35 protein-coding genes are annotated in these 25,691 nt (G+C 47.1%); 11 read left to right on the top strand and 24 right to left on the bottom strand.

The genetic code is table 11. The features are described 5' to 3' along the window. Positions 1-38 precede the first annotated feature (38 nt). The 18 genes from CALPO_RS0112625 to CALPO_RS0112535 form a co-directional block, all read right to left on the bottom strand. Positions 39-2,078: a LamG domain-containing protein gene (locus CALPO_RS0112625; protein ID WP_169736196.1), complete on the bottom strand. Its 2,040-nt coding sequence runs from the start codon at positions 2,076-2,078 to the stop codon at positions 39-41. A 539-nt stretch (positions 2,079-2,617) separates the two neighbouring features. Beyond that, complete coding sequence (locus CALPO_RS14525) at positions 2,618-2,752, bottom strand: XkdX family protein (protein ID WP_084295289.1); 135 nt, start codon at positions 2,750-2,752, stop codon at positions 2,618-2,620. 13 nt (positions 2,753-2,765) lie between these two features. After that, a complete protein-coding gene (locus tag CALPO_RS0112615) occupies positions 2,766-3,029 on the bottom strand; it encodes a hypothetical protein (RefSeq protein WP_026487648.1) in 264 nt (87 codons plus the stop codon). A 15-nt stretch (positions 3,030-3,044) separates the two neighbouring features. Beyond that, the gene (locus CALPO_RS0112610) at positions 3,045-4,019 is read right to left on the bottom strand and encodes a hypothetical protein (protein ID WP_156940200.1); all 975 of its coding nucleotides are present in this window, start codon (positions 4,017-4,019) and stop codon (positions 3,045-3,047) included. A gap of 194 nt (positions 4,020-4,213) precedes the next feature. Next, positions 4,214-4,600: a phage tail fiber protein gene (locus tag CALPO_RS0112605; protein WP_026487646.1), complete on the bottom strand. Its 387-nt coding sequence runs from the start codon at positions 4,598-4,600 to the stop codon at positions 4,214-4,216. Positions 4,601-4,623: 23 nt separating this feature from the next. Continuing rightward, positions 4,624-5,070, bottom strand: coding sequence for a hypothetical protein (locus CALPO_RS0112600; RefSeq protein WP_026487645.1), 447 nt, complete (start codon positions 5,068-5,070; stop codon positions 4,624-4,626). Between the two features lies 1 nt (position 5,071). Continuing rightward, positions 5,072-5,680: a phage adaptor protein gene (locus CALPO_RS0112595; protein ID WP_156940199.1), complete on the bottom strand. Its 609-nt coding sequence runs from the start codon at positions 5,678-5,680 to the stop codon at positions 5,072-5,074. Positions 5,681-5,683: 3 nt separating this feature from the next. Beyond that, positions 5,684-6,049 (bottom strand): hypothetical protein, encoded by a 366-nt coding sequence (locus CALPO_RS0112590; protein ID WP_026487643.1) that lies wholly within the window; start codon positions 6,047-6,049, stop codon positions 5,684-5,686. Between the two features lie 46 nt (positions 6,050-6,095). Beyond that, positions 6,096-7,298: a phage major capsid protein gene (locus tag CALPO_RS0112585; protein WP_026487642.1), complete on the bottom strand. Its 1,203-nt coding sequence runs from the start codon at positions 7,296-7,298 to the stop codon at positions 6,096-6,098. A 27-nt stretch (positions 7,299-7,325) separates the two neighbouring features. Then, positions 7,326-8,102: a hypothetical protein gene (locus CALPO_RS0112580; RefSeq protein WP_026487641.1), complete on the bottom strand. Its 777-nt coding sequence runs from the start codon at positions 8,100-8,102 to the stop codon at positions 7,326-7,328. After that, positions 8,053-9,891 (bottom strand): portal protein, encoded by a 1,839-nt coding sequence (locus CALPO_RS0112575; protein WP_026487640.1) that lies wholly within the window; start codon positions 9,889-9,891, stop codon positions 8,053-8,055. Before CALPO_RS0112575 ends, CALPO_RS0112580 begins: the two co-directional genes overlap by 50 nt. A gap of 2 nt (positions 9,892-9,893) precedes the next feature. After that, a complete protein-coding gene (locus CALPO_RS0112570) occupies positions 9,894-10,826 on the bottom strand; it encodes a hypothetical protein (protein ID WP_026487639.1) in 933 nt (310 codons plus the stop codon). Positions 10,827-10,832: 6 nt separating this feature from the next. Next, positions 10,833-11,099, bottom strand: coding sequence for a hypothetical protein (locus CALPO_RS0112565; protein WP_026487638.1), 267 nt, complete (start codon positions 11,097-11,099; stop codon positions 10,833-10,835). After that, entirely contained in the window at positions 11,096-11,359 is a 264-nt protein-coding gene (locus tag CALPO_RS14010) for a hypothetical protein (protein ID WP_035172638.1), read from the bottom strand. Before CALPO_RS14010 ends, CALPO_RS0112565 begins: the two co-directional genes overlap by 4 nt. Then, entirely contained in the window at positions 11,356-11,547 is a 192-nt protein-coding gene (locus tag CALPO_RS14005) for a hypothetical protein (RefSeq protein WP_035172637.1), read from the bottom strand. Before CALPO_RS14005 ends, CALPO_RS14010 begins: the two co-directional genes overlap by 4 nt. A 539-nt stretch (positions 11,548-12,086) precedes the next feature. Beyond that, entirely contained in the window at positions 12,087-12,395 is a 309-nt protein-coding gene (locus CALPO_RS0112545) for a hypothetical protein (protein WP_026487636.1), read from the bottom strand. 19 nt (positions 12,396-12,414) lie between these two features. Beyond that, positions 12,415-12,711, bottom strand: a complete 297-nt coding sequence (locus tag CALPO_RS0112540) for a BppU family phage baseplate upper protein (protein WP_026487635.1) — start codon at positions 12,709-12,711, stop codon at positions 12,415-12,417. Positions 12,712-12,717: 6 nt separating this feature from the next. Next, positions 12,718-14,097, bottom strand: a complete 1,380-nt coding sequence (locus CALPO_RS0112535; RefSeq protein WP_026487634.1) for a hypothetical protein — start codon at positions 14,095-14,097, stop codon at positions 12,718-12,720. A gap of 25 nt (positions 14,098-14,122) precedes the next feature. On the opposite strand from CALPO_RS0112535, the gene CALPO_RS0112530 reads away from it, so the two are divergent. Continuing rightward, positions 14,123-14,629: a hypothetical protein gene (locus CALPO_RS0112530; RefSeq protein ID WP_156940198.1), complete on the top strand. Its 507-nt coding sequence runs from the start codon at positions 14,123-14,125 to the stop codon at positions 14,627-14,629. Positions 14,630-14,683: 54 nt separating this feature from the next. Here CALPO_RS0112530 and CALPO_RS15380 read toward each other — a convergent pair whose 3' ends face one another. From CALPO_RS15380 to CALPO_RS0112495, 6 genes are all read right to left on the bottom strand, one after another. Then, positions 14,684-15,058, bottom strand: coding sequence for a phage tail fiber protein (locus CALPO_RS15380; RefSeq protein ID WP_035172636.1), 375 nt, complete (start codon positions 15,056-15,058; stop codon positions 14,684-14,686). Positions 15,059-15,080: 22 nt separating this feature from the next. After that, complete coding sequence (locus CALPO_RS0112520; RefSeq protein ID WP_156940197.1) at positions 15,081-16,430, bottom strand: hypothetical protein; 1,350 nt, start codon at positions 16,428-16,430, stop codon at positions 15,081-15,083. Positions 16,431-16,776: 346 nt separating this feature from the next. Beyond that, on the bottom strand, positions 16,777-17,154 hold the full coding sequence (locus tag CALPO_RS14300; RefSeq protein WP_026487631.1) for a hypothetical protein: 378 nt from the start codon (positions 17,152-17,154) through the stop codon (positions 16,777-16,779). A 77-nt stretch (positions 17,155-17,231) separates the two neighbouring features. Further along, the gene (locus CALPO_RS0112510) at positions 17,232-18,038 is read right to left on the bottom strand and encodes a hypothetical protein (protein WP_156940196.1); all 807 of its coding nucleotides are present in this window, start codon (positions 18,036-18,038) and stop codon (positions 17,232-17,234) included. A 285-nt stretch (positions 18,039-18,323) separates the two neighbouring features. After that, the gene (locus CALPO_RS14730) at positions 18,324-18,461 is read right to left on the bottom strand and encodes a hypothetical protein (RefSeq protein WP_156940195.1); all 138 of its coding nucleotides are present in this window, start codon (positions 18,459-18,461) and stop codon (positions 18,324-18,326) included. Continuing rightward, positions 18,454-18,975, bottom strand: a complete 522-nt coding sequence (locus CALPO_RS0112495; RefSeq protein WP_245589956.1) for a thymidylate synthase ThyX — start codon at positions 18,973-18,975, stop codon at positions 18,454-18,456. The genes CALPO_RS14730 and CALPO_RS0112495 overlap by 8 nt, the downstream gene beginning before the upstream one ends. Before the next feature lie 987 nt (positions 18,976-19,962). On the opposite strand from CALPO_RS0112495, the gene CALPO_RS0112485 reads away from it, so the two are divergent. From CALPO_RS0112485 to CALPO_RS0112425, 10 genes are all read left to right on the top strand, one after another. Then, on the top strand, positions 19,963-20,181 hold the full coding sequence (locus CALPO_RS0112485; protein ID WP_026487626.1) for a hypothetical protein: 219 nt from the start codon (positions 19,963-19,965) through the stop codon (positions 20,179-20,181). Between the two features lie 616 nt (positions 20,182-20,797). Further along, positions 20,798-21,253: a hypothetical protein gene (locus CALPO_RS0112470; protein ID WP_026487624.1), complete on the top strand. Its 456-nt coding sequence runs from the start codon at positions 20,798-20,800 to the stop codon at positions 21,251-21,253. Positions 21,254-21,430: 177 nt separating this feature from the next. Then, positions 21,431-21,784: a hypothetical protein gene (locus CALPO_RS0112460; protein ID WP_026487622.1), complete on the top strand. Its 354-nt coding sequence runs from the start codon at positions 21,431-21,433 to the stop codon at positions 21,782-21,784. 27 nt (positions 21,785-21,811) lie between these two features. Further along, positions 21,812-22,069, top strand: a complete 258-nt coding sequence (locus CALPO_RS0112455; protein WP_026487621.1) for a hypothetical protein — start codon at positions 21,812-21,814, stop codon at positions 22,067-22,069. Positions 22,070-22,173: 104 nt separating this feature from the next. Next, a complete protein-coding gene (locus CALPO_RS0112450; RefSeq protein ID WP_026487620.1) occupies positions 22,174-22,368 on the top strand; it encodes a hypothetical protein in 195 nt (64 codons plus the stop codon). Positions 22,369-22,437: 69 nt separating this feature from the next. Then, complete coding sequence (locus CALPO_RS0112445) at positions 22,438-22,698, top strand: hypothetical protein (RefSeq protein ID WP_026487619.1); 261 nt, start codon at positions 22,438-22,440, stop codon at positions 22,696-22,698. Between the two features lie 54 nt (positions 22,699-22,752). Next, positions 22,753-24,363 (top strand): hypothetical protein, encoded by a 1,611-nt coding sequence (locus CALPO_RS0112440; protein ID WP_026487618.1) that lies wholly within the window; start codon positions 22,753-22,755, stop codon positions 24,361-24,363. Further along, positions 24,360-25,244, top strand: coding sequence for a zinc-binding metallopeptidase family protein (locus tag CALPO_RS13980; RefSeq protein ID WP_051585992.1), 885 nt, complete (start codon positions 24,360-24,362; stop codon positions 25,242-25,244). The genes CALPO_RS0112440 and CALPO_RS13980 overlap by 4 nt, the downstream gene beginning before the upstream one ends. Further along, positions 25,234-25,479 carry a hypothetical protein gene (locus CALPO_RS13975; RefSeq protein ID WP_035172631.1) on the top strand — a complete coding sequence of 82 codons (246 nt, stop codon included), beginning with the start codon at positions 25,234-25,236 and terminating at the stop codon, positions 25,477-25,479. Before CALPO_RS13980 ends, CALPO_RS13975 begins: the two co-directional genes overlap by 11 nt. 15 nt (positions 25,480-25,494) lie before the next feature. Then, on the top strand, positions 25,495-25,689 hold the full coding sequence (locus CALPO_RS0112425; RefSeq protein WP_026487617.1) for a hypothetical protein: 195 nt from the start codon (positions 25,495-25,497) through the stop codon (positions 25,687-25,689). Positions 25,690-25,691: the final 2 nt, after the last annotated feature.

Raw genomic sequence — 25,691 nt, 5'->3', positions numbered from 1 at the left:
TGTAACGGAGCGAGCAAACCTTCATCGAACCACGCCATCTAGAACACCACCCTTGGCCTGATAGCCTGCTGGAAGTAAGTAAGCACCATACCCAACAGCGTCGGTCCGTTTGCTGTAGCCTGTGGCATAACCAACCGTATACCAACCGTACTGGCTTGAGAGGGGGCATAAACACGATATGCAGAGCTAACCTGTTCAGTGTCTACAGTGAACTCTCTCGGCGGTAGTGGTGAGCCATCCACAACAGCACTCACCTGTACCGTAGTCGGTATTGTTGCGCCACCCAACGCTACGTCAACCCACTTGATACGCTTTGCGATTTCCTCGGAAATAAGTGGTAAATGTGCAGTTTCAACGACCGCCTCAAAAGGCTGACCGGCGTCATCGGCGCCTTCGCCTATGGCATACACATTACCTTTGCGAGAATCCCCAAAGAGATACACCCATTTGCCGCGCTCCCAGTAAATCTGGAAACAAGAAGGATACCAACCCTCCCATACCGTCCAACTCTTATGGCGCATATCGTAGACCAACAGCAAGTCGTTATAGTTGCTGCCAGCCCTGGGTACAGCCACCAGTAACTTCTGGTCATAGTAAAACAGCACCGCTTTTTTCAATGCTCTCTGGTTAAGCTGCTTCCACAATCTGCTAATATCCTCACTGATGAGCATACTGCGCCGCAGGTCGGTAGCCCATACACCTTCACGGTCAACTCGGAACAACCCGTAAGGTGTATCAATGATACCCCAGGGAGAAATAGTGCCGCCTTCACCTACCAGTGAAACTTGAAATGTATCCGGAGAATACCCCTGCAACTGATATACACGGTGCTGCTTCACAATAAGCAGTGTGGACGCAGTGGGCAAAAGCGCCATTATCTCATCGCCGTCGCTCGGGTTGACAGCAATAAAGTTTGTTGCAGGCCAACTGTCTACATTAAGTAGATCACTGAAATACAAGTGCGAAAGCTGTAAAGGAGCTTTGGCCATAAATAAGCGGTTGCGCCATACTGTAACCAATGCTGCTCTGGGGGCAGATGCAATATCGGAAATGGTTTCGCCGTCGAACTTCTTAGGCTGGTCCACACCGTTACATATAACAAGCGTATCGTTAAGCTGTGCAAAGGTATAAGAATCTGACAGCGATAATCCGCCATGAAGTAATTCAGCGGTAGGCATACCTTCAAAACTTGCAACTAAACGATTTACAGCAGGAACAGCCGCTTCGTCCAGTGTTTGTAGGATGAACCTTACCTGTGCATACGGGTTAGGAGGTGCTGTTGAAAAATCACCGTTTATCGTGTCGTACCAGAAAGACCAGTTCTGCCCATCTGGTGAAGTACGCACCTGGCACACCACCGCCGTATGAACAGGAACATTATCTTCCCAGTAAGCCACCAGAGAACTATAATCCGAACTTTCAGGAGCCAGAAGAACAGGCGATTGCCATACTCCCTGTCGCACGGCAGGTACATTAAGGTTACCGTCGAAGTGCAACAGGTAAGTGGTATCCACATCCCATTCTAGCGGTGCTCCAAGCACTCCGGCCTCATGGGCAGCCACGAACTCGGCCACTGTTCTCTTACGAGAGCTAATGCGGAATTCCTCTAAAAGCCCATCCAATGAGTTGGCTTGCGAAGCACTACAGCCCACATAGAAATTAGCCCCAAATTCTAAGTTTGGAGCCTGCTCATTAGAGGCAACTAATTGTCCATCTACAAGCAGCGATACACCGTCAGAATCCCAACCAATACCTATCCATGCACTACCATCAGCAGGTAGTTGTGTAGTGGATGTCATAGTCACAGTAGAAACTCCTGTACCATAGGATACCTGCACTCGACCGTCGGTAGTGATGAATACCACTAGATTCTTGTTTGCAGCCCCTCCGCCGTCGAACAGATAACGAATTGCTGAAGCCGCAACTGAGAATGGTTGTATTACAAACTCCAGAGAACCATGCTGAGCGTAGAGCACGCCCGCAGAAGGTATACGTATACCTTCATTATAAGCCGCCCGTATCGCCACGGCCTGCCCAAAAGAGGCATACTTAACACGGGTACGACCAATGACTCCCATAACAGCCACTACAACTGTCGGCGTAACGAAGCACGTAGCCTGCGATACCGCAGTAGCCGTCACAGCCACCAAGGTGCTAGCCTTGCCATACCATAAAGCAGTCGAGTGGGCCTGCCCTGACATCACCGCTGTAGCATGAGTCGCAGCCAGACAAAGGGCAGTGGAAGCGGCCTGACCTACAACATCTACCAACCCAGCAGAACGAACGTCCCGTATTCGATGGACATGGACCCGCGCTACGGCTCCCACGTTGCAAGAGGCAGATGTGTAGCAATTTACCAGTACGTTGGCAGTAACCTTACACACTACTGCCCCTGTAGCCTCAACATTGCGCAAACAAACGACATAACCTACAGTTGCATTGACCTCTACAACCCCTGAAATTGTGAATATCTGCTGGTTAAATGCACTACTATTGTAAAGTGTTAGGCCGTAGCGCACGTAAACCTACCTCCTTCAAAACAAATAGGCTTTACATCTATTCAATAAAAGCCTGGGCAAAACCAGGCTTATTCCATTTGGAATAAATAAAGTAGCAGCTACTTTTTAGCTGCCACTATTTCGTCGTATTCTGCTTGTGTTATCAGACCCTTTGACAACGCCTGTTGTAACAGTTCTAAAGTAATCCACCCATTCACATAGCACATTTTGAAAAATTGAAAATATACTGACATTTTTCCATACCTCCTATTTTAAAAGTAGTTGAGCGACAGTTTGAGCAAGTGTTTGTACTTGTGCTTTCAAATCTGCATTTTCCAATGCTAATTGTGCGATTGTTTGGGCTGTGATTTCGTCGGGTGTCGGTTGTGGTGCTTGAGGTGGTGCTGTGTCAAAAATCAAATATTTTTCATTTAACAAAATTGCATCCTCAATTAAATATTCACCACGAGCCTCAGCTTCATTTAATAATGTTTCTCTTTCCTCACCTGTGTTATAATTTACTTTTCGCATCCGTTTACCCCTCCCTTAATAACATGCTGGCGCTCGTAAAACACTTACTTGAAGAAAATTAGTCATAGCAAAACCGCCCATAGGGTCTCCAAGTATATACACTTGTATAACATCTCCCACGTTCCATTCTGGAATATCCTCAGTATAATTAACGTATGAGGTACTATTTGTAACTCGCTCTGTTCCAACTGGCGATCCATTTTTGTATATTCTACCGCGAACTGTCCGAGTACTACTACTGCTTGCTAAATTAAATGTAATCCTTAAAGTGCCCGAACATCCGCAAGTAAGTTGGTTTGCCAGAACCCATCCTTGAGAATTGTATCCTTCTACATAATTATTTTTGCTACCAATCGGAACATTCCCTGGTTGCACTGTGACGCTATTTGCTTGCCAAAAAGAAGATGCATGTATACCATCCACCGTATCCGCATCCAGCCCTGAACCTGCTCCGTCGTTATTTTCGCTCCAAACTTTTCGCCAAGGCCCAAAAACATCAGCTCCCGTATCTCTTGCTGAACGTATATATAGATATGCTTCTCCACCATCATTACCCGGCCATGCTTGTAAAATCTGTACACACGATGCTCCACTTGTACCTTTGTAAGAAAAAATTGTTCCGTAAGTTACTGGGTAACCATTATTATACACGATACCTGCCACAAAACCTACAGGCCAAGCTGAAGGTGGTGAAGACGATGGGATATTTATCTTTGCAATCAGGCTAGGAACAGTAAGTATCCCAAACATTGTATCTCCTGCTTTGTTAACTGCGCCAATATCAGCAGGGGTAAGAGCATCACTACCTCCAATGGCGTGAGTACTCTTGTGAACAGAAGGCGGAAAAGTGCTAGGCTTCCCCTGCACGTTATTCCATGTGAGGTCGCTTATACTAGCTATCTCACTGTAAGTTCCAGCGGTCCATCGGTTCTCCACGACAGCACCAATGGAGTGCGTCGTAGCAGTAGTTTCTTCTTGCGCACGCAACACAGTAAACGCCTTCAGAGTGGTGTCAACTGCCGTGACCTCCATTATCTCTGCATCCACAGTGATACGAAACGGCGGACTGGGAAACATAGAAACATCCTGCACATAAATAGTAGTATCACTCGTACCAACTGCCTGTGCTAGTACAGTTCTAGCATTGTTAGCCGCTTTTAAACGTGGCATTTAATGTCACCTCACTATACCATGCTAATTGTCAATTGCCCAACAGGTATTTTTAATTGGTCACCGGCGTCAATGGTCTTGGTTACGTCCAAAGGCATATAGTAGAGTAAGTTACCGCCAGCAGCAGCATCACGTATGCCGATATGAGTTACCGTACCCCAAGAAGCTGTAGCCACAGGGAATACTACATCAGCATTGTTTGTTATCTGCCCACCTGAAGCCACATTGAACGTTATCTGCTGACGGGCATATCCTCCACCAGAAACCTCAGTACCAGTATCCCCTGCACCGGGGTTGCTCGTGTAAAGTGCTACATACACCGTAGTCGGCGGTGTATACGCAACATTCCTCAATGTATGGTCAAGCAGCTTATTCGCCAAGTAAGTGCTTATAGCTGCCATTGTTTTCCCTCCTTAAATCCATATTAAATCCACATTTTATCAAAAGTAGCGGTACCAAGAAACGTAGCCTGAGGTGGTGTATATAACTTTACGTCGCCCGGCGATGATTTGGTGTCAAGGTTGGTGTAAACATCGGTCCGCTCCCAGTCAGCCTGACCGTCGAACTCAAAAATGACATGCGGTTTGTCTTTGTAAAGTGCCGTGCCGGAAGCCATCACCAAGTAGCTGGTACGGTCTGATTTGTACAAAACTCCTATTCCGTTCACCGGCTGGTTACTGAAGTCCTGAGCAAACCTCTTTTTCATTCCTGGCCTCGGTTTCACATGACCATCTAGCGTTAGCATCACGTTCTTGGCTTGCACTAACTGATTGGGTTCTAAAGTAGTCGGTGGTTCCGTGCTCAAACCACCTTCAAAAGTGTTAAATTTTACTGCCGAATATACCGGATAAGGATTCTTCTTCCTCGACATATCAATCCCACCAGTTTCGCTCAATTACGGTAGTGGTTGGGTTCTTCATAGCATCAAGCACCATCCACTCACCACGACGTTGATTGTAATAATCCCACATAACCGAAGCCATCGGGTCATTATCAGACAAGTAACACTGCCATGCTGCATAAGCTACAAGAAGGCTGTCGGCGTCCTCCACCGAAGGAACATCATCGTCAGTTTCCATTGGTATAGGACGTTTCACACCTAACAGAGCTAATTGGCCGCCAACAGAAGGTACCGGATAAAGGTAATACATATCCCCAATAACACAGATTTTTTCAGGAACGCCCACGTCCTGGGAAGCTGGGTAGTCATGGCTAAAGTGTAATTGAACACGCTCCCCATTATAAAGGTCAAAATAAGCATATTTAGGGACAAGCAAATCAATTGGACGATTAACCTGCGAAACACCCGCATCAACTGCATATTCCCAAATGTGCAAGCGACGGGAATCCTTTATAAGGTCCAATTGACCGTCGTTCAAGTAACGCTTTATCGTCTCATCCGACCACCTGTAACCATAGGGGTCGTGCACCTCATCCCTAACCGCTGTTATTAACTGGCGCAGGGTCATATCCATCATCATCACCTACCTGCTCCAGCCAGGATATAATGTTCTGCCAAACCAGCGGAAGTCATCCTGCAAAGCGTAATCCAAGTCACGCCAATACTTTACTTCTTCCTCATCCGCCGCATCTTTTCTGCGACGTAATTGACGTAGAAACTCCTTCCACGGTCTACCGGTGTTGTTAGCCAACCAATAACCATATCTTATATCTCTGATTACTCTTTGGTCCAAGTATGAGAAAGAACCTAGTTCATACTCACCATACAAATCCCGACCCCATACCTCGTACTGCTGGGTATCGGTGTTAAAAAACACCCTAAGATTGGGGTCTATTTCTTTAAGACGTTCAGGTATGTTGTAAACGTGCGTCTTTACTTCCAAGAGCACTTGCTTCACCTCACAACAAAACAAAAAGAGACGCAGGGGTTAAACCCTACGCCTCAGTGATGTTTTTAACCACTGCTGTTAAGTTGCGGTGTATCGTGAGCAGGTTCATATCCCAGATGTATACAGCCTTGTAGGTACGGTCGCCAGCCCATTTGAGGATGCCCTCACCAAGGTCCACCCAACCGGGCTCACCGAGCTGACCGAACTGCAAAGCGCCTTCATCGTTGTTCTCACTCAGTTCCAATGCAAGGAAGTATGCCGTACCTTTCGGGCAGTCAGCGTCTTCAGCAAGGGCCACACCGTTCCAGCTTATTGCCACGAAACCACCGGGGAGCTTAATCTTATCGGAATCTACAGGAATGCGCTTAAAGCTCTCGAGGTAGTTCGCAGCAGCCGTCACAACACCGGGGCTTGCAATTATAAGGTCTACGGTACCACCACGTAAACGAATCTCACGGATAGGCCTCTCAAACAACGGCAGAGACACATCGCCACCGGTCTCATCTACGTAGGCAGCACACCACTCTTCAAAACCCGGTGTAGCAGGGTCAATACCACCAACAGCACCGGTCTTGGACACAATCTTAGCTAGACCGTCGCACTCCTTATTGAATGCGCCATAACGGGTGATAATGTGATTAGCGGTAGTTTGTACTGCGGTACCATCAATTGTAATGTCGGTGTCCTTGGTTACAGCGGTTATCTTTCTCTTCTGTGCCAGTACCGCGCCGTTGGATGGGTCAACTATATCAATCACCATACCAACACGCAGATACTTGGTGCTGTCTACAGGAATGGTATTACCGGCAGAACCCATAGCACCGCAAGTAGCTAACCTACCAGAGCCATCGCCGAAGAGCTGCCTGTTAATGTCCATACGCAAATTACGGGTAAGAGATTCAAACTTGAAGGACTGCAAGTCCTCCCAAACAGCCTCCTTACCCTTACCACCCTGAATAGCACGTATGGAAAGCTGCGCTACCGCGGTCTGCTGAACGGAGAAATACTTCGCACCTGCCGTAATCTCATTGGTAGGCTCGGGCAATGGGTCGTATTCACCGCCAGCACCGATACCTTCGTTAAGACCGAGTTCGACAGGCACATAGTAGTACCTACCGCTCATGTCCACGAAGTCGCTTGACTTCTCCAACTCCTGAAGCAACGCCGTTTTGCGCCATATTTGACGCGCGATAACCGGAGCGTAATGCTCCTTGAGTATGGCTTCATAATATTGGATATTCGATGCCATATCTTACCAAACCCCCTTCTATAATTTTCAAGTTGTTGGTCCACCAGCAATAGCTTCCAGAAATTCTTTAGCACGCCTGCGAGCCTCACGGAAGTTCTTCGGCGGCTCTTGCGTGCCTGCGGGTATTCCACCGCCCTTTGTTTCAACCCGAGGTGCCTGGTTATTCTTGGATTGCTCGATTCTGGCAGCGACCAAGCGGTCAGCTACCGAGCCTTCTCCTTCTTGCAGTTTTTGCATTGCCCACAAGTAAAGTGCTTCTTTTAAAGGCAACCCATCATACTGCAAGGCAATCTGTAAAATTTCTTTATCGTTGAGGTCAGGTAGTATTGGAAAGTGCTCTTTAAGCCTCTCATATTCCTGTTTCGTATCAGCCATTTCCCTCTCCAGAGCCATATCAGCCTGACTCTTTTCGAGCCTGGATAAGCGTCCGTCTAAGACCTGCACAAGCGCCATCAACTCCGGCGGCATACCTCCTCCTGGAGTACCTTGCCCTGCTGCACCCGTTGGCGTTAGCGTAGACGGCGATGAAGTTGGAGTTTCCTTTGCCACCTGTTTCTCACCTCCTCCAAAGAACTCCTCTATCACATCCGCCACCCTGTTTGCCAGGTCAGGGTTGCTCCGCAGAAGACCATACAGGTCTTGTACGAAAGCCATATCTTCGCCACCCGTAGCCACACCACCACCACCATCTACATCATTAGCTACTGGCTCGTTCACAGACCCAGCTGTCGGTTCCTCAGTAGATGGTGCAGCATCACCTTGCGGTGCGGCGCTGTTTATTAGCTCCTTCACGTCCTCCGCCATTTAAATCACCTCCTTCAGGTTGTTGCTGTTGTGCTTGTGTAAGAAACTGTTTGTGCTCTTCAACATGCTTCGCAAACATCTCCTTTACTTTATCCGGTAATTTTTCAAACGCTACCGTCTTACGGTAACGGTTGTGTTCGGTAATATGCACTGCATGATTATGGAAATCTTCTACCTTAACTTCCTGACCTTTGGACATTCTTTCGTTTTCCCGCAGCGCCTGGGAAGTATCAAGTTCTAGGTCAGCAAAAACCTCCTGCATGTTGCCGTAGTCAGTCATTCTTAGCAGGAGGCGCGGGTCAGTCAATATCTGTCTGTCCCACAAGCCGTAAAGCTCTTCTTTAATCTTTGCCTTGGACTTCGGCAACGTGGAGTTGGGCTCAACCTGCACTTCCACATCCGCCGGTATATCGGTTGATTGAAATACTTTTGCTTCATAGGACTGGTTTTCTCCAAGTACATGCACCATCCGAGGCACATCGTAAAACTTCTTCGCAAGCCTCAGCATTTTGGTGAGTGAAGCCCCAATCATACGCTCATATTCCTGTGCCGTAACAGAAGCACGCATCTCCTCCTGTTCCAACAAGTGGCCCATAGCCTCTGCTGAACGCACACCTCTCGGTACCATACCGCGGGAGACTTCAGTAATACCTGATACGCTGTCTACCTCCTGAGCCAGACGCACCAGCAAATTCACTAGTTGAGGTGGATAAGGCTCAGGATTCATCCACGTTATTTTGTCAGCACCTGGAACAAACGGGTTATAGTAAATTATCTCTCCCGGCTCAAACCGGGGCGTTTGAAGCAAAGAATTTACCGGAGCCACCATCGGGGGATTAGACAGTTTGGCTGAACTCTCGATTATGTCGCTCTTGAGCTTATTGTAGAGCACGTTGATTTGACGCAAATGCGTTACTGTGCTATCTCCGTAGAACCTCCCTGGTACTATCAAATACCGTACCATATCGAAAGGTATAGGACATATATCCGCATAAGGATTTTCACCTTCGTAAAGCACCTGATTTTGAACCACCACCGCATACCTGCCACGAGGATACTTCGGATTTGGAATCTCCCAATATTCCTTAACGATTGCTGAAGGTATTGTGCCTTCAACATGACCTTTTTCCGAGATGTCATACCATGCCAAGCCGAGTACATCAGCTGTCTCCGCAGGCACTTTGACACCATACTTCATCTCGATATACTCCACAGGGCGAACCCTTGCGTGTATCACCCAAGACGCTTCACTAATATCTCTTGCAAATGGGTCAACCAATATTTCAAATGGCGAGCAGTAATCCACCATTACTTCACCCAATGTGTGCTTACCATCCTCAAGCTCAACTACATCTCCTGCATCAGGGTCCCAGTATGTCTTTGTAAAACCGGTACCAGTGACCAATGCCCACAGAAGAGCCATAGAATACGTATCCCCCAGCCGGTCGCAATCCCAACGGTAATCCAGGTAGTTACGACACGCCTTTGATTTCAACACCGTCTCCTGGTCCGGCCTGCGGGCCACAACCGTGAACTCTGGCTTGCTTCTCGTTAACCTTGCATATTCTATCCTCACAACCGGAAGTATTAAATTGGTCGTCGCTCTGGGCTTGCGGTTGGACGGTATCCATTCCACCACACGCTGGAAGCCATTATCGTAAGTTACCCACTGCCTATTTGTGTAGAATGCCAGATTGAGTTTCCAGTCCTTCTCGTACTTAATCCTGGCCTGCCGCGCTATGCGGTATTTTTTATTTACTTCGTTAACAATGTTCGGTACCCCAAACACGTTTAATCCCCCTTGTTAAGCCGTTCACGAAGGGTATCCAACCGCAATTGCTTCGGATTCACCCCCGCCCTTGTAAGAAGCAATCTCCATATTGGGTCTGCTGCCATCCATGCAGGCACTGCACCTTGTAACGCCGCTTGGAACTGCGGTCCGGCTAGAAATTGCCTAACGCTCTCATCCTCACGCCCCGTAAGTCTACGGTAATAATCGTAAAGAGCCTCCGCTGTTACCGCAGGAGTTGACGGTAGCGTACCACCCTGCAAAACAAAACCAGAAGCACCTTTGGGAGCTTCTGTCTGAGTGGTCTGCTGTTGTGGCTGTGTCTGTTCAACACCTTCTACCGGAACATTTTCCTGCACAGTCTCCACCTTCGTTTCCTGAGTAGGTAATTGTGGCGGTTGTACATTTTGCAATTGCCTTATCAAATCTGACAAAGCCTGATTTTGCGACTGTAGCTGTGATGACATGCTACTCAAAAACTGATTTTGGTTTTGTAAGCTACTAAGTTGCGATTGCAAGGCATTAATACGAGCTTCGCTAGACTGCATATAATCTTGCAAAAACTGTGCCCACCAGTCAGATGGTGTCGTTTGTTGCTGCTGCTGTGTCTGTGGTGTTGAAAACAATTGTGGATAGTTCTGTTTAAACTGCGCCGCTGCCGCTGGGTCATCCAAAGGTATACCAGCTGCTTCCTTCGTCTTTATGGCTTCAGCATACGCTTCAGGACTGCCAAAGAATAGCGTATGTCCAACAGACCTCGCATAATCAGGACTTACATAAGCCCTATTATTAACTAAACTGTAAGTACCTTTTGGAACTGTAGCAGAATGACCTGTCTTAGGGTCAGAAATCGTTATGTTTCCTGTTTTGTTGTCGTAATTAACTTTATATCCTTGCTTTTCAAAGTAGTCCCTCAAACCAATATTTTGGGCCACAGAGTATCACTCTCCCAAGCGACTCCAATCAAAATCTTCATTGTACTTATGCGCTTGTGCTTGTGCAGTCTGCTCCTGTATTCGAGTAGCCACTTCACCCTGCTTATATTCCACAAAGTCGCGGGCCATAACACGGTCAAGAAGCATCTGACGTTCATCAAAGTAGCGCTTTTCCAGTCGTTCAATGTGTTCCGCATGATACCATTCACGGTAAACTAAAAAAGCCACCACTCCTACCAGAGAGGCAGCCAAAACAACAACGGTGATAGTCATTCACTATCACCACCTTTACAATAGCGCTTATGCGCTATCAAAGCCATCCTGTTCTCGAACTCCCTACCGCATGAGGTGCACTTAAACTCCTCTTTAGCCGTAGCCTCCGTAGTCTCCTTCGGAGTGACACATTCTGCTATCCCATTAGCACATGCCATACAGATGAAATCGAAATTTCCAACCACTATTGCCTTTCCGAATATCGGACCACGACATAGAACGCAGCATCCCATTCCGTTTTCAACAACCTCAAACTTCATTTTTTCTTCTTCCCCCTCAGCTTTCTCATTATTGCAGCTCTACGATGCGGGTCTTTGACTTTCTTAGCTGACTTTCTAGCTTGCGAGTAAGCTATGGCCACGGCCTGGTTTTGAGGATAGTTAGAACGTATCAACTCACGAATATTCTGTTTGATGGTTTCTTCAGAATACCCCTGTTTTAAAGGCATAGTCACTCGCCTCCAGTATTAGCAATGGGTTTACAAAGTTTAGTGACATCCAACAAACCCTTCGTTACCAACCTATGACATATAGCACACAAAGGAACAAGGTTTTCAAGAGCGTTGTTATGAGGGTCTCCATCCAAATGGTGAATATCTATACAAAACTCGTATTCCTCATAACCACAATTAGCACACTTGAAACGAAAGCCTATCGCCCTAAGCCAATTACGTAAGTTACGTGAATGATTATTACCGCGCCTTAGCTTCTGTAAAGTCTTCTGTATTTTTCTACGCTCGCGCTCTGTTTTCGCATGGACCTGCCTACAGTCTTCACTACAATACTTCATGCTCACTCTAGAATTACTAACAACAAAAGTCTTACCGCAACCTGCACACACCTTTTGGATATGTTCATATTGTCCGTGATTCTGACAATAACGCGAGCAATACTTGGCAATGTCCTTACGGTATCGCGGTACATAAAATTCCTTGCCACAAACTAAGCATGTCTTGTAAACACCAGAACGCTGTTTCGCCACGCCGCATCACTCCGCATATCCCACAACGGTAATCGCACCGGACTCGTACCGGCTAACCTTCGGGCGCAAGTAGACTATCGGCTCTACTTCAAACACTACATATCCGGGAGCACTCACCACCGCAACCCTACTACCCGCGCCATTAGCCCTACCACTGTAGGAAAAATAGTCTACACCGTCCAAAGAAGCCTCAAAAACCACATCCGCATGGAACTTACCGGTTATACGCAAAAGCGCTCTCTTCTTATTTGTGCAATCCAAAGCTAATCCCGGTCCATTGGCCATCACGTTATTGAGAAGTACAGAAGCAGCCAACTCTTAACACCTCCTATCATCACTCTAAACGCCCTTCTACAACATCCTCGGCGCGCGAAGTTGTGTACCTTCTACCGTCCTCATACTCTATCCTAATCTCCATAAGCAGCCTACCAGCGCTTTCTAAATCACCATCCTGCACCACGTACTTTACAACCCCACCTGTAGGATTAACAACAATACAATCTCGCTCAAAGGTATTACCACCTAATCTCGCAACCAGAGAAACTTTTTTGACACCGGACAAATTCATAGGTTTTCCTTTGTCGTCCCTAATTGTGAAAACAAGTGCTACTCCAACATCTTTTTCTTTCATACCATATCACTCCTCTAGCGCCGTAACGAAGTAATTTCGCTCCGCGCTAACCGTTGTTGCATAATCACGTTTACCAGTTATTCTTACTCCGTAACCATACTGCCAAACTGCCTTAACGACATAAGTAGCGTGTATAGGAGGAGCAACTACAATACCGTTCACAACCAGGTCTACAGTGCCAAACACTATCACAACGGAAATTAAGAACCGTGACGCATCTGCCAGAATATCGGTCAATCCATCTAAAAATATATACGACAGAGCGTACCTTGTACCATCGCCGGATGTAGAATCTTCGCCAGAAACATAAGTTACAACTACTGCAACACGCAACCCTTGAGGCTCTATTTGAATTGTCACACTTACAGCACTAGCACTATCAGCAATTCGAGTACCATCGTTTACATCTACCACAATTACAACTAAAGACGCAGTACCCGGTGCAATTCTAATACTCTCACTCAAAGCACTACCATCGCATACCAAACCTGAAGAACCAACTGCAACGTATATGCTTATACCAGACATTGACAGATATTCTAGTAACAACGGAGCACCGAGAGTAATACGTATAGAAGTACCTGTCGCACCAAGTTCTCCAAGTACCAGAGAAGCCCCAACAGCAATATATAAGCCTTCTCCTATTGCAGGGCTATCCTCATAGATGTCAGAACCATTTACGGCAATATACAAACCACTTCCATCAATTTCTGTATTACCGTAAACCTCAGGTTCACTAACAGCAATATAAGTACCGCTACCATCCTCAATTACTTCTCCGACGACGTGCGGCGAACCTATAGCAATATACAAAGCAAATGCAGACAAAGCAATAGAGCTGTTTACTGTCGGTAATCCGAGTGTTATACGTATCGACGCTCCGGTAAACTCACCTGTATCGGAAATATCTAAATCTACTTCTGCAATACGTAAAGCGTCACCCGAAAAGTCGCCTTCTTCTATAGTATCCGTAAGACCGAGTACAATACGTACACTAATACCCGTAACAGTACCGTTAACCGAAAGTGTAGGTATACCCAGTGTTATACGTATACTAATACTTGTCACCGTACCGTTCCCAGAAAGTGCGGATACACCAAGTGTAATCCTGATACTGGCACCTGAAACAGCACCGGTACTAGAAATCTGTGTTACACTAACAGCTATATATACAGCATACCCTGACGCAGTACCGGCACCCATTGCAAGTGGTGCACCAAGGGTTATACGAATAGCCACGCTCAACGTCGCAGCTTCGATAGAAAGTGTAGGTGTATCAATAGCAATGTAAATAGCTATGCCGGACAAATCACTTGCACCAGCTGCTGTAGGCCTGCCAAGTGTAATGCGTATGCTAATACTGGAAATACTGCTTGTACCACTCATTGATGGTGCACCAAGGGTTATGCGAATGGCCACGCTAAATGTGGTAGCGCCGACAGAAAGTGTGGGCGCATCAATAGCAATATATATAGCTACGGTAAGCAGGTCGCCTGCACCATTCGTCGTAGGTCTACCTAATGTAATTCGTATACTTACACTCGAAACAGTACCGCTTCCTGTAGTAGATGATAATCCCAACGTAATTCGTATACTGATACTTGTGATACTTCCTCCACCTGTGGTAGACGATATTCCAAGCGTAATTCTTATACAGATACTGGTAATACTTCCTCTACCTGTAGTAGACGATATTCCGATTGTAATACGAATACTTGAACCGCTTAAGGAAGCCGTAAACGTAACATTAGAACCACCGATGGTGATGCGGATGCAAACGGTTGAAATCGTACCAGAACCACCTGTTGTAGATACGGCGATTGTAACGCGTACGCCGGAAACAGATAATGTGCTCCCGCCAGAAGCGTTCACGGAAGCACTAACAGTATTTCCACCGTTATACGTACAGCTACCGTAAGGTAGTCTACCAAAGACCATACCGCATCACCATCCATACAAAACCAGTTTTCAACTATGTCAGTGTAACTGTAAGCGCTCCACTATCAATACGGAATGCGTCACCAGCTTGCAACGTTTTACTCTGTGTTAACTGTCCAGTCCACCATAATGTTCCGCTTGATTGCGCATCCCACAGACCAATGTGTGTTACAGTGCAAGCAGGCATGTTCGTCCACTCAAGTGTTACGTTGTTGCTCGTGCTCTTGCCGCTGGGCGCAGCAAACGTTATGGCCTTTCTAGCGTAACTGCCACCTGAGACTTCGTTTGCTCCTGTATCTCCGGGGTCAGCAGTGTGAAGCGAAATGTACACGGTAGACGGTTGTGTAAAGGCATTGTTCCGCAAAATCATGTTAATTATCTTCTGAGCAGTGCTAGTCGTAAAAGGCATTTAATCCACCTCCAATATTATTTCATGCATAAACACCCAGCTCCGGGTGCTGTCTGCGAAAGTCTCCTCGCCGCCTGCGCCAGGGGTTAGGCTCTTGAGACTGCTCCGTGTTGGGTTGTGCTGACACAGCAGACTGTTGGACTACAGCTATAGCCGGAGCAGCTTCCCGCCTGGCCTGAGCTGCTATGGCCAGTGACATTACGCGGTCGTCCTTAGCTCCCGGCGCGGCACCCATTTGGTCGACCTTATCCGAAAGTTTCACAAACGTAAGCATCTCCTGCAAAGTAGCCCGTTCGTTAATAACAACCTGGCCGTTGCGGAAATCCGCTCTTAAACCATCAATAATCAGCTTCTTGGTCGATTTACTCGTGTGCCAACCTAACTTATCAACCCACTGCTGGGTGGTTCTGTCATAGGTTTTCCTTCTGTACAATGCCATGTAACCCATGTCTCTGAGAGTAGTCACTACCGAAAGCCCATGACCACCGGTTATCTCCACTGCAATGAGGGCATTGTTATACCACTCCCCAAGCAGTTTAAGCTCAACCGCAAAAACGCCCGGCTCCATTATGGCGTGGAAATGCGCCACCTGTTCACCGGTAGCAACGTCAATAACATCGGCACTGGAGTAGTCACCTTCACGCCCTACCACCACACCGGAACCAACATCGGCGCCAATCACGTAAGTCCTTCCTGGTTCAGGTGGCTTGTATACATGCAGCCGTTCCCCAGGCTGTCGTATAAACCTGTGGCCCGGATCAACCAAAAAGCCTTCTGTCGGCGCGATGTTGTTATCATCAAGCTCCTTCATCCTTGCACGTATAGCTTCCGGTGAAAACAGCCTGGCATCGGGCCTGTAAAAAGCGTCTTCCGGCGTAGTTGGATATTCCTGGGAAAATGCTGCATCGTCTCCCATGAAGTCGTTTCGTATAACCCATTCCCGCCATGCTAAGGCTTCCAATGGTATCTTGCCGGATTGCACAAGTGGTGCTAAAGCGTCAGGGATAACAGGCTCATAACCATCGGGTACGGGCATCCTGTATTCCTCATGCTCATACCACGGGAAGAACAGTGGCTCGTAATCTACAAGCCCCTGCGTAGCCTGCGTCCAGAGGTCATAGAAATACCCCGACGGTTCCTTGCCGGTGGACTCAACAAAAACAGCTGTACCTTCATTTTTCGGCACAGCTTCCAAAAGGGCTTTTACAAGCGAGTCTGCATCGGGGTAAAACGCTGCCTCGGATAGATGCAGAAAGTTCAGCGTCTCACCTCGTCCGGGTTCTGCCGACTCCGCCGAGCTAATCCTCAACCCCGAGCCGTTATGTGCAAACTGAACCTCGAACTTTGTGAAATACTCGGGTGCTATACCCACGGCCTGTGCAAACCATGTCGGTAGATTCTTTATCGCATATCGTGTTATCCCGAGAATGTTCCTGGCAGCCTCGCGCTGATGCGCCACAACCAACCCGCGCTTATTGGGTTCACGCAGCAGACGCCACAGGAGATACGTCTCCACAAACGTCGAAACACCCATCTGCCTGGCCTTCAGGATAACCACAAGTACGGGCTTTCCGGCTTTACGCTTTGCCTCAACCTTCTCTAAAAGTTTGCGCTGCGTACTGTTAAGCACGAACGACACCGACCTACCGTGTTTATCCCGTATCCTCACACAGCGCTTCGCAAAATACTCAAAGTCTTCCAGTGCCCACTGTACAGCATTAGTTATCAAGTCTCTTACCATAGTTTCTCAAATCCTCTTCTAACTCAGCAACTTCCTGTGGCGTGATGTTTATCTGAGTGGCCATTATGTTCTGCCCTCTCGCACCGCCTATCATGCCTAACACCTCAAGCAGCGTTCTCGCCGCTCTCACATCGCCAGCCTTTGCCTTATCCGCAAGCGACTCAACCACGCCCGGCATATGCGTTAGAACAGCCAACTCCGTCCGTCGTACACCTAATCGCAAAACCTCTTCAATATCCACCGCCGATAGAAAAACCTCAGCTATATCGAAATTCTCCCTTTCCGCATACAGCCTTTCCACCAACTTTCTGGCCGTTATATCCTCCGGTGACTTTCTCAGCGAAATATCCTCCACGATGTTCACCTCCATAGTGCGTCCAACAGGGGGAGACAGGAGTCGAACCCGCAACACGCGGTTTTGGAGACCGTGAGCTACTCCCCTACATCAGCAGAGCTATTCTTTACCTCCGACCGCCATTTCAGGATTTCCATTATCTCCGAGTCATCTTCGTTACGTGCCATTACAAGTGCTATACCGGCTAAAGCTGTTATATCCGCGTCATCCATCGTGCTGATTGCCTCTTTCAGCAGCCCGAAAACCGTTCTATCCGTTTTATTGCGCCTGAACCTCGGCGCAAACAAATCCGCAGGGTCAAGCCCCGCAATCCTGCATATATCGATTACCGTATCAACCCCGATATACGAGACGGTGTTCCTCCTCGCCTTCAGAAATTCGATAAGCGTTGACGGGCGCAACGGCCTTCCCGCCTTGAGTATTTCAACATATAAATCCCATATATCCATTCCATTTCTCAAAGCCTGAAAAACCAGCCTGTACGGTGCCATTCCGCACCTCGTCGTGTAATATGACTCGTCTATCAAAAACTCCGGCGGAACACCGTTCTCCTGTGCGAACTGGTATATGTCTTTGTACCTCGCGTATGAGGCATTGTCATCTTCCATATACCTGGCGATGGGCATTACCAGGTGGCGCTTAAATCCCTTCCTGTTAACCAGGAACGTGTAGTTCGACCCATCTATTCTGTACATGATTCCCTCTCGCATACGGCGTTCAACCGCATCCCACCCCTCTTTGGGCGGTTTTAAATCTTCAATTGTGTAGCTCTTACCGTACCTTGCCATGTAATCACCTTTCAAACAAGTTTTAACCGGTAAAAATAGAAGCGACTCGAAAAGCGAGTCGCTTCTATCAGTATAAGGAGGGACGCCGGTATGCATATACTCTACGTAGTAGTCAGTATGCATGTTTGAATATTCTATCGTCATTATAACATTTGCAAGTATTCATGTCAATAGTTGAAGACTAGAAATAAATCCTTATGTCAATTCGACGTACCTTTTTCCTTTCATGTTTGCGTCTGCTGTGGTTTCCACCACCCCCGCTGTGAGGTCTACCATTGTAGAGCACGATGGAGGTGCTGTGGAACTTCGGTAGGCACTCCTCCAAGCCCTCGAGAGTGCCTTCATAACGGTATTTACTGAGCTTCCTGAAAATGTCGGACATCAGTCTACTCCTCCCTTCTCGACTTTCCAATCAAATAACCACCTACCAGAACAATCGTCCAGACCATCTCCGCCGCTAACACGAGCGCACGTGTAAAGCGACAACAACAGCAGCACCCATCCAATGGCGTTAGCCATTTTGCTCTATCCTCCTTCCGCACGGCTCAAGCTCATAGCACCTGCCTCGGTAAACGCAGTTCGGAACGCAAACACTTGCAAGTTCGGGATCGACCTTCGCAAGTGCATCAACGAACATCTGCCATGCCTGCCTCGTCTCCGGGGATGCCTTCTTACACAACCGCCTGCGTGAGATGTTGATAATTGCCTGTGCATTTGCAACGCACATATGATTTACAAGCTCCGTTTGCAGGCGGGTGTTCCTGGGCACGTGCGTGATGTCTTCCCTCTGCGTACTCACAAAATGCTCGATACCCACTTTGTGGCGCACGAAATGCACACTTACCCAGTACGGAAGCCCCTCCCACACCCAGCGAACGGTTACCAATCTAATCGGAGAATGCTCCGCCCTGAGCATTTTCAGCTTCCATTCTCTCGACGGCATTTTGTTGAGCAAAGGCTTGCGGCGGGTTACCCTTGCAGCATCAAGAGCCGCTTCCCAACCGGTTACCTCTAGGATTTTGACCGTAGTCAACAAGCATACCCCCTATCGGTACAATGCTTCCATAAAATTACAGGTGCATACTAAAATCCACTTGTAATGGGGCTTTCGTGTACTTCTGCACCTGTAAGGAATTTACAGGTGCATTTCCGGTGCATCGACAAAATTCAGTATTTACACGGGTTTTGATACCCCAATGCACCAGTGCACCAGTACATATGGGACTTATTATATATAAAAATAAAAATTATTATATTTATATAGCACAAAAAAGGGACGGTTCTTCCCCGTCCTCTTGTGCTCCTGTGCACTTTCTAAAAAATTTTCTGCACCTCTTTCTATTTTACTGGTGCACTGGTGCAAAATTCTTTGAAATCCGCTCTACGACTGGGTTTGAGCCATGCACCAGTAATGCACCAGTAATGCACCTGTATGCACTTGGAAATTTACAGGTGCATACTATTTTTTGCAAAAATTGCTATTGGCACTACTTCAAACAACACCTCATCTTCCGACTCCAATTATACACCTTCATTTGCACTACGTCAATAGTTTCTGACGGATTTTTCAAAAATAGCGGAGATATGCACGGAGAAGCCTCCTCTCTCGCCCGTCCGCCGCCACCTGCGGGACGGGATGCCCAAACCAAAGGACGCCAACCAACCCATCCCCAACCCCCCTGGGATAGGGATGCTTGCGAAGCAATAAATAGCATAGCGCGCGTCGACATGGACCATGTGGACCAATGCTTTTTTGACAAAAGAGTCTGTCGTCGCACTATTGCCAACTTACAGAACTTTGTGAATACTCTTGCTTGCCACGTGCAAACACGCATAAGCACGCAAACGCAACAAACGCAAAAATTCTTCAAAAATATGAAAAACTGAGCAATCACGCGAAATAAAGAGCATGAGTGAGAAAAACGCATAAAAACCCTGAAAAATAACGCGAAATGAAGTTTGAATATGCATAAATGAAGATGTATACTTACAGTAGAAGTTGAAGGATGGAGGATGAAGGATGAAGGCAAGAATTGAGATAGCACAAATTGGTAAAAATGACTTTGTCGCTTGCTATATACTGCATGGTAAGCGTCAGTACTTGCAAAAATCCTATCCATCATACAAGGCAGCACGCGATGCAGCATTGAAGGCATACAAGGCTGCGCTTAACAGCCGCTATCGTCGTAATATTTGTGCTTATGTACGTAACCCTGTACCTGTAAAAATTATTCACTAGCTCTTTACTTTACTGCGTGGACGGTTACTACGGTTACGCGCTACTACTTGCAGTTATTAGCTGTGTGGTAGCGGCTGGTAATTGCAAGCACGCGGTTACTGTGGTTACGCGTCCACAACGTGAACCTTGAACCTTGACAATCATTACCAGTTTTGGCCAACTACCACTGGTGAAAACTGGTAAATATGGTGGCTGGTAGGGAGTGTACAATTTGTATACCTTTACCAGTCCGCGAGATGTCCTACCAGTAACTGGTAAAACGTGTTTGCCAGTTACTGCCAAACTGGTAAACGCCATACCAAAAACTGGTAGTGACTATGTCCATGTGTGGATGGACGGCCTAGCAAGCTATGGTAAAGTTTGGCAGACTTTACCAGCTTCTAGAGACCGGCCATAGATGGATAAGGCCGGACGCGCGCGGCAACGCAGCGCGTCTACGATAGCAGCGCTACTATACATACCATACATGCTTAAAGTTAATGGTGCTGCTATCTACAACGCAGCAGCATATGCAGTAATGGACGCGGTTTAGATATCAACTTAACATATAAACCTTGACCAGCGCTAGAATAGCGCTAGAGTACATACCAAAATAAAAATTAATGGAGGGATTTTTATGATGCTAAGTTTAGCAAGCTGTGTAAAGTTTGAAGTGAGGATAGAAGGTAGTTTGACTGGTAGTGACCATACTACTAGTGAGATAACATGGTATCAATGGAGAGATAGCGTCCAGCCGTTCCCTACAAGGGATAGTGTTATGGACGCTATCAAGGCTCTACGCAAAAAGTTCTATCGTGTTGACGTTATAAGATTCAATATTGACATAGCAGAGCCAAAACAAAAAATCGGTGCTAGAAAATTCTTCATCGAGTATATGGACGTTACAAACGAGTATAAAGTTTACGATTACAATACAAGTTTGTTTATATTCGACGTGGACAATGAGAAAACCTATAAGGCCAACACTTTAAATAAAATGTTGGCTAAGACTATCGATGAGTTTATAGCGGTTTTCATGAATGAAACCGCTAAAATGTTACAAACAAATAAAGAGGGGGTTTTAGAATGTTAATAAACTATAAAGAATTGAAAAATCAATACCGGAATGAGGCAATGCCTCTCGGCTCACGCGTAGTAAAAGCTACCGTGAGCCGTAACTATGTAAAGGCCCATTGGTATTATGTAAATACATGCTCGCGCTATGCTCAGCGCGAGCTTAAAAGATTAGTTGAAAGAAGGGGGTTCTGAAATGTTGACTAAAAGGCTTGCTGTATACATACCGTCAAAATGTGGACAGGATGAAATTCCTGCCTCTACTAGGCAATTCTGGTTGAAAACGGCATTGAGGACCTTGGCTGAAATCTATGGTGGCGCTACTACCATAGAAGGCCAAGGGGCTTGGCTCTCTGAAAACGGCGATATAGTGACAGAGCACGTCACTATCGCCTACGCTTACACCGATGAGACGGCGGATGTCTCACCGGTTTATGAATTAGCTAAGCGCCTGTGCAAAGCGCTTAGGCAAGAGGCCGTGGCCGTCGAAATCGGCCACGGCCTTGACTTTGTGACCGCCGCCGATGATACACAATCAGCGGCGGTTTAATTTTTATGGCTGGAGGGGGGTTTTAGAATGTTAGCGCTTAAAGATTATGAAGTTATAGAAGACAAGCTGATTATAGATGTTACATATGCTTTAACAGAGATGGAAAGGTCATCCAAGGAACTATTGGATGCGGTAGCGTTTATTGCAGAGCGCTACTGTGACCTTGAAGTAAAGGCCCTTGTACGAGGCTACAAGTTACTGGTATGGTTAAGGGGTCAAGCCGATGCCGTAAATGGTATACGGTTTGACCTTTTAACATTTCCGGGATTTGGTCGGTATTTATGATATGTCGAATCAGCCTGCAATATGAAGAATGGCTTCAATTTTGTAACCGCTAGCGCCAGCGTATCGCTAGCGGTTTATTTGTATCATAAAGAGGAGGGTAGATGATGAGGATAGTTGTTAAAAATGGCGATGAAGTGATAAATGAAATTGATGCCAATGAATTTATAATTGGATATTCAACTGATAAGGGCATTGGTGTATCCGCCCATGGTGACACCAAGATACTTGAAAGTATTTGCTTCACCGTCATGGTGTCACTGATTGAAGACATGATAATGAACGTCAGAAGAAACAACTAAACTAAATAAATTTGTATCATTTGAGATGTATCGGCTATAGCTCAATAAAATATTTGGAGGGGTGCTGGTATGGACAAAGTTACCATTATGGACTTTGAAGGCAGCTGGCTGTCAGGGCTGGCTACCCTTGTTGTTAAGGATGAGAAGGGCAACGTAAAAAGGATACCCTGCGAGAATGGCCCAACAGTCCGGGCGCTGGCAGAGATGTTCCCGGATGTTATAGGTCCCGGCCATACGGTAAACATGGCAGCGATAAAAGGCAAAAAGATCCGTTACGGTATGGATGATTTTGGTTTAGTCCTCGGTTGGATTTCACCGGCTGAGGACTAAATTTTTGTCTGAGAAAACTGGAGGGGGTCATTATGATTAAAGAGCCACGGTGGGATGTGTTTTGGGATATTTGGGGAAAGGTTACCGGCCTTGTGCCAACTCAAAAAAAGCTGGTTTGAGGATAGGTGGACAAAGGCAAAACAGCAACTTATACATGAGCTATTCGGCGATAGTCTCACATTGGAGGCTACCATAGAAGGCAGTGATACACTGGACACCGAGATGATAGGCAATATGGAACTTCAATGGGCTATTAAAACCCGTGACAGGTGTCGCGAACAGTTTATGTTCGGCGATGATATACTGCAACTGGTGTATTGGTCTTGTGATGCGTTTACTGTAGCACTAACCGCGGAGGAGCTAATGAAAGGACGATGGTTAGATAGTGGGGGTTATGTAGATTTTTACCCTTTCAGAGGCGACAAACTCGACCCGAAACCGCAGAAGGGTATGAAACTTGGCAAGGTGTTTAGGGCCTTCCTGCAAGCCTACTTCAGGCCGGAAGCTGAGAAGGCCGGTCTTGATGATGAGACCATAGGCAACCTAATCGAATGGCTTGTACAGCAGTTCTCTGTACTGCTGGGTGAGCTGCGAAACCAAAAGGTTACGGTAGTAGTATCGTTGGACCCGCTGGACTTCCTGCTGGCTAGCGAGTCCACGACCGGTTGGAGGAGCTGCCATGCGCTGGACGACTGCTACAGGGCCGGTAACATGGCATATATGATGGATGGGTACACGGCTATAGCGTATGCGTATCAGCATACGCATGACTACATGGGTCACGAGCTGCCGCGCAAGTTGTGGCGGCAATGGGTTTTTATAGATGTTGAGCACGGTACGGCCTTCTTCCAAAAGCAGTATCCGTGTGAGCGAGAGCAATTCTCTGCGGTTGCTCGTCGTCTGGTGGCTCATGCCCTGGCTCATAAATGGGGCGTCGAGCCTAACTGGACGGTATCACGTAACCCTGTCGTTAGCATTATTAACGATAGCGGTTTACCATACATTGACCCCACCTCGAGTCTGATAAAACTGAAGGCTGACGGAGTGCAGGTGGCAACGCTTTATATCAGCAAGACGCCGCCGTGCCCGGTGTGCGGCGCGGAGATGGACAACACCGAAGCGCTTGCCTGTTCATCATGCACCGGACTTTGGGAGTGCTACGCGTGCGGTGAAATGTACAACGAAGACGAACTTTACGTTGGCGCCGACGATAACTATTACTGCGAGCGCTGCTGGGATGAAAGATTTATACGCTGCTACCATTGCGACGAGGTAATTTGGGCGGAAGATAGTTATTGCGGCGCCGATGGTGAATACTACTGTGAGGAATGCTGGGAAGACCGGTTCATAACGTGCTATCACTGTGGAGAAACGATTTGGCAGGAAGACGCGCTCGAAGGTGCGGATGGCAATCTGTATTGCCGTGACTGCTGGGAAGACAGATTTGTCACTTGCTATTGCTGCGAAGAAGTAATATGGTGGGATGATGCAATCACCGGGCCATACGGATATGCATATTGCGATGACTGCTTTTATGAATACTTCGTGGAGTGCGCTAATTGCGGAGAGCCGATAGAGCGAGATAAGGCAGTCGTAATCGGCCATAGCCACTACTGCTCAGCCTGTGCAAAGGAAGTCGTACATGAGGAGGTGTGGCCAGCATGATTAGGTTTACAACGTTAGTGAAAGCAACCGCCGAGCAACTGCTAGATAGTTTATTGCCTTCTGAACTGCGTATGCAGGACTACAAACGCATTACACATGATAGCAGCTTCTTGTATGCGCCCGGCGATATTCCCGTGATGTTGGTAGCGCATTTGGATACCGTCCACAAAAAGCCACCAAGGAAAATTTACTACGACCCGGCCGCCAGGGTTTACTGGTCTCCTGACGGCTTGGGCGCTGATGATAGAGCCGGTGTGTATGCCATATTACAGCTACTAAACAGAAAGCTGCGGCCATATGTGCTTTTCACTGATGAGGAAGAGACCGGTGGTGGAGGCGCATGGGAAGCTGTTGAAGTGCTGGACCCTCCGACAGTCAATTTAATAATTGAGCTGGACCGCAAAGGGTCTACCGATGCAGTCTTTTACGATTGCGACAACCCGGAGATGGAGAAGTACATTACCGGCTTTGGTTTTCGGAAGGCCTTCGGTAGTTTTAGCGATATATCCATCCTATGCCCTGAATGGGGCATAGGCGGGGTCAATTTGAGTGTGGGCTTCTACGAGGCCCATACTCGGGTTGAGTATCTTTGTATGAATGAGCTGGAGGATACTATTGAAAGAGTCGTGCAGATTCTTGCGAACCCGCCAGCCGAGAAGTTTGAGTATATCCCTGCTTATTACGACTATGACTGGTATGACGACGAGTGCCCGCTTTGTTTGCAGCCATGCAACGACTTGTATATCATACCAGGTTTTGACAGGTGGCCAGTCTGCGCGGACTGCTTTGAGGAGTTCACCGGCCGAAAGCCGTCCGTGCAGGATAGGGCTTTTCAAAAACTTTTAGATTTTAAGGAGGTAGGCGAAGGCGATGACGTATAACGGCTGGAGTAATAAGTTTACCTGGGACGTGTTTACTTGTCTGACGAATGATGAGGGCCTGTACAAGCAGGCGCTCCAAAGTGTCAAAGAAGGTGGTATTCCAGAACTGCGAGAGTTTGTGAAAGATTATCTCCACCAGCATTCAGATGGGGATACATTCCTCACCGAGCTGATTACAGATGCCCTAGACGATGTGGTTTGGTGGGAAGTTGCTGACGCTTTGCAAAGCCAATGAAAGGAGGTGTGAAGTATGCCAAAATTCCGCAAGAAACCAATCATCGTAGAAGCTATACAAATTACTCGACCAATGACTGTGAAGACTCCAGGAGGCATAATGAGAGGAAATCCGGGTGATTGGCTTATTACTGGAATCAAAGGAGAGCAATACTTCTGCAAGAACGACATCTTTCATCAGACGTACGAGCCGGTTAAGGAGGATGAGTAGCT

This window comes from Caldanaerobius polysaccharolyticus DSM 13641 (assembly GCF_000427425.1).
Taxonomy (GTDB): domain Bacteria; phylum Bacillota; class Thermoanaerobacteria; order Thermoanaerobacterales; family Caldanaerobiaceae; genus Caldanaerobius; species Caldanaerobius polysaccharolyticus.
The sequence above is the reverse complement of the archived record's forward strand: the minus strand, read 5'-3'. Positions and strand labels throughout refer to the sequence as shown.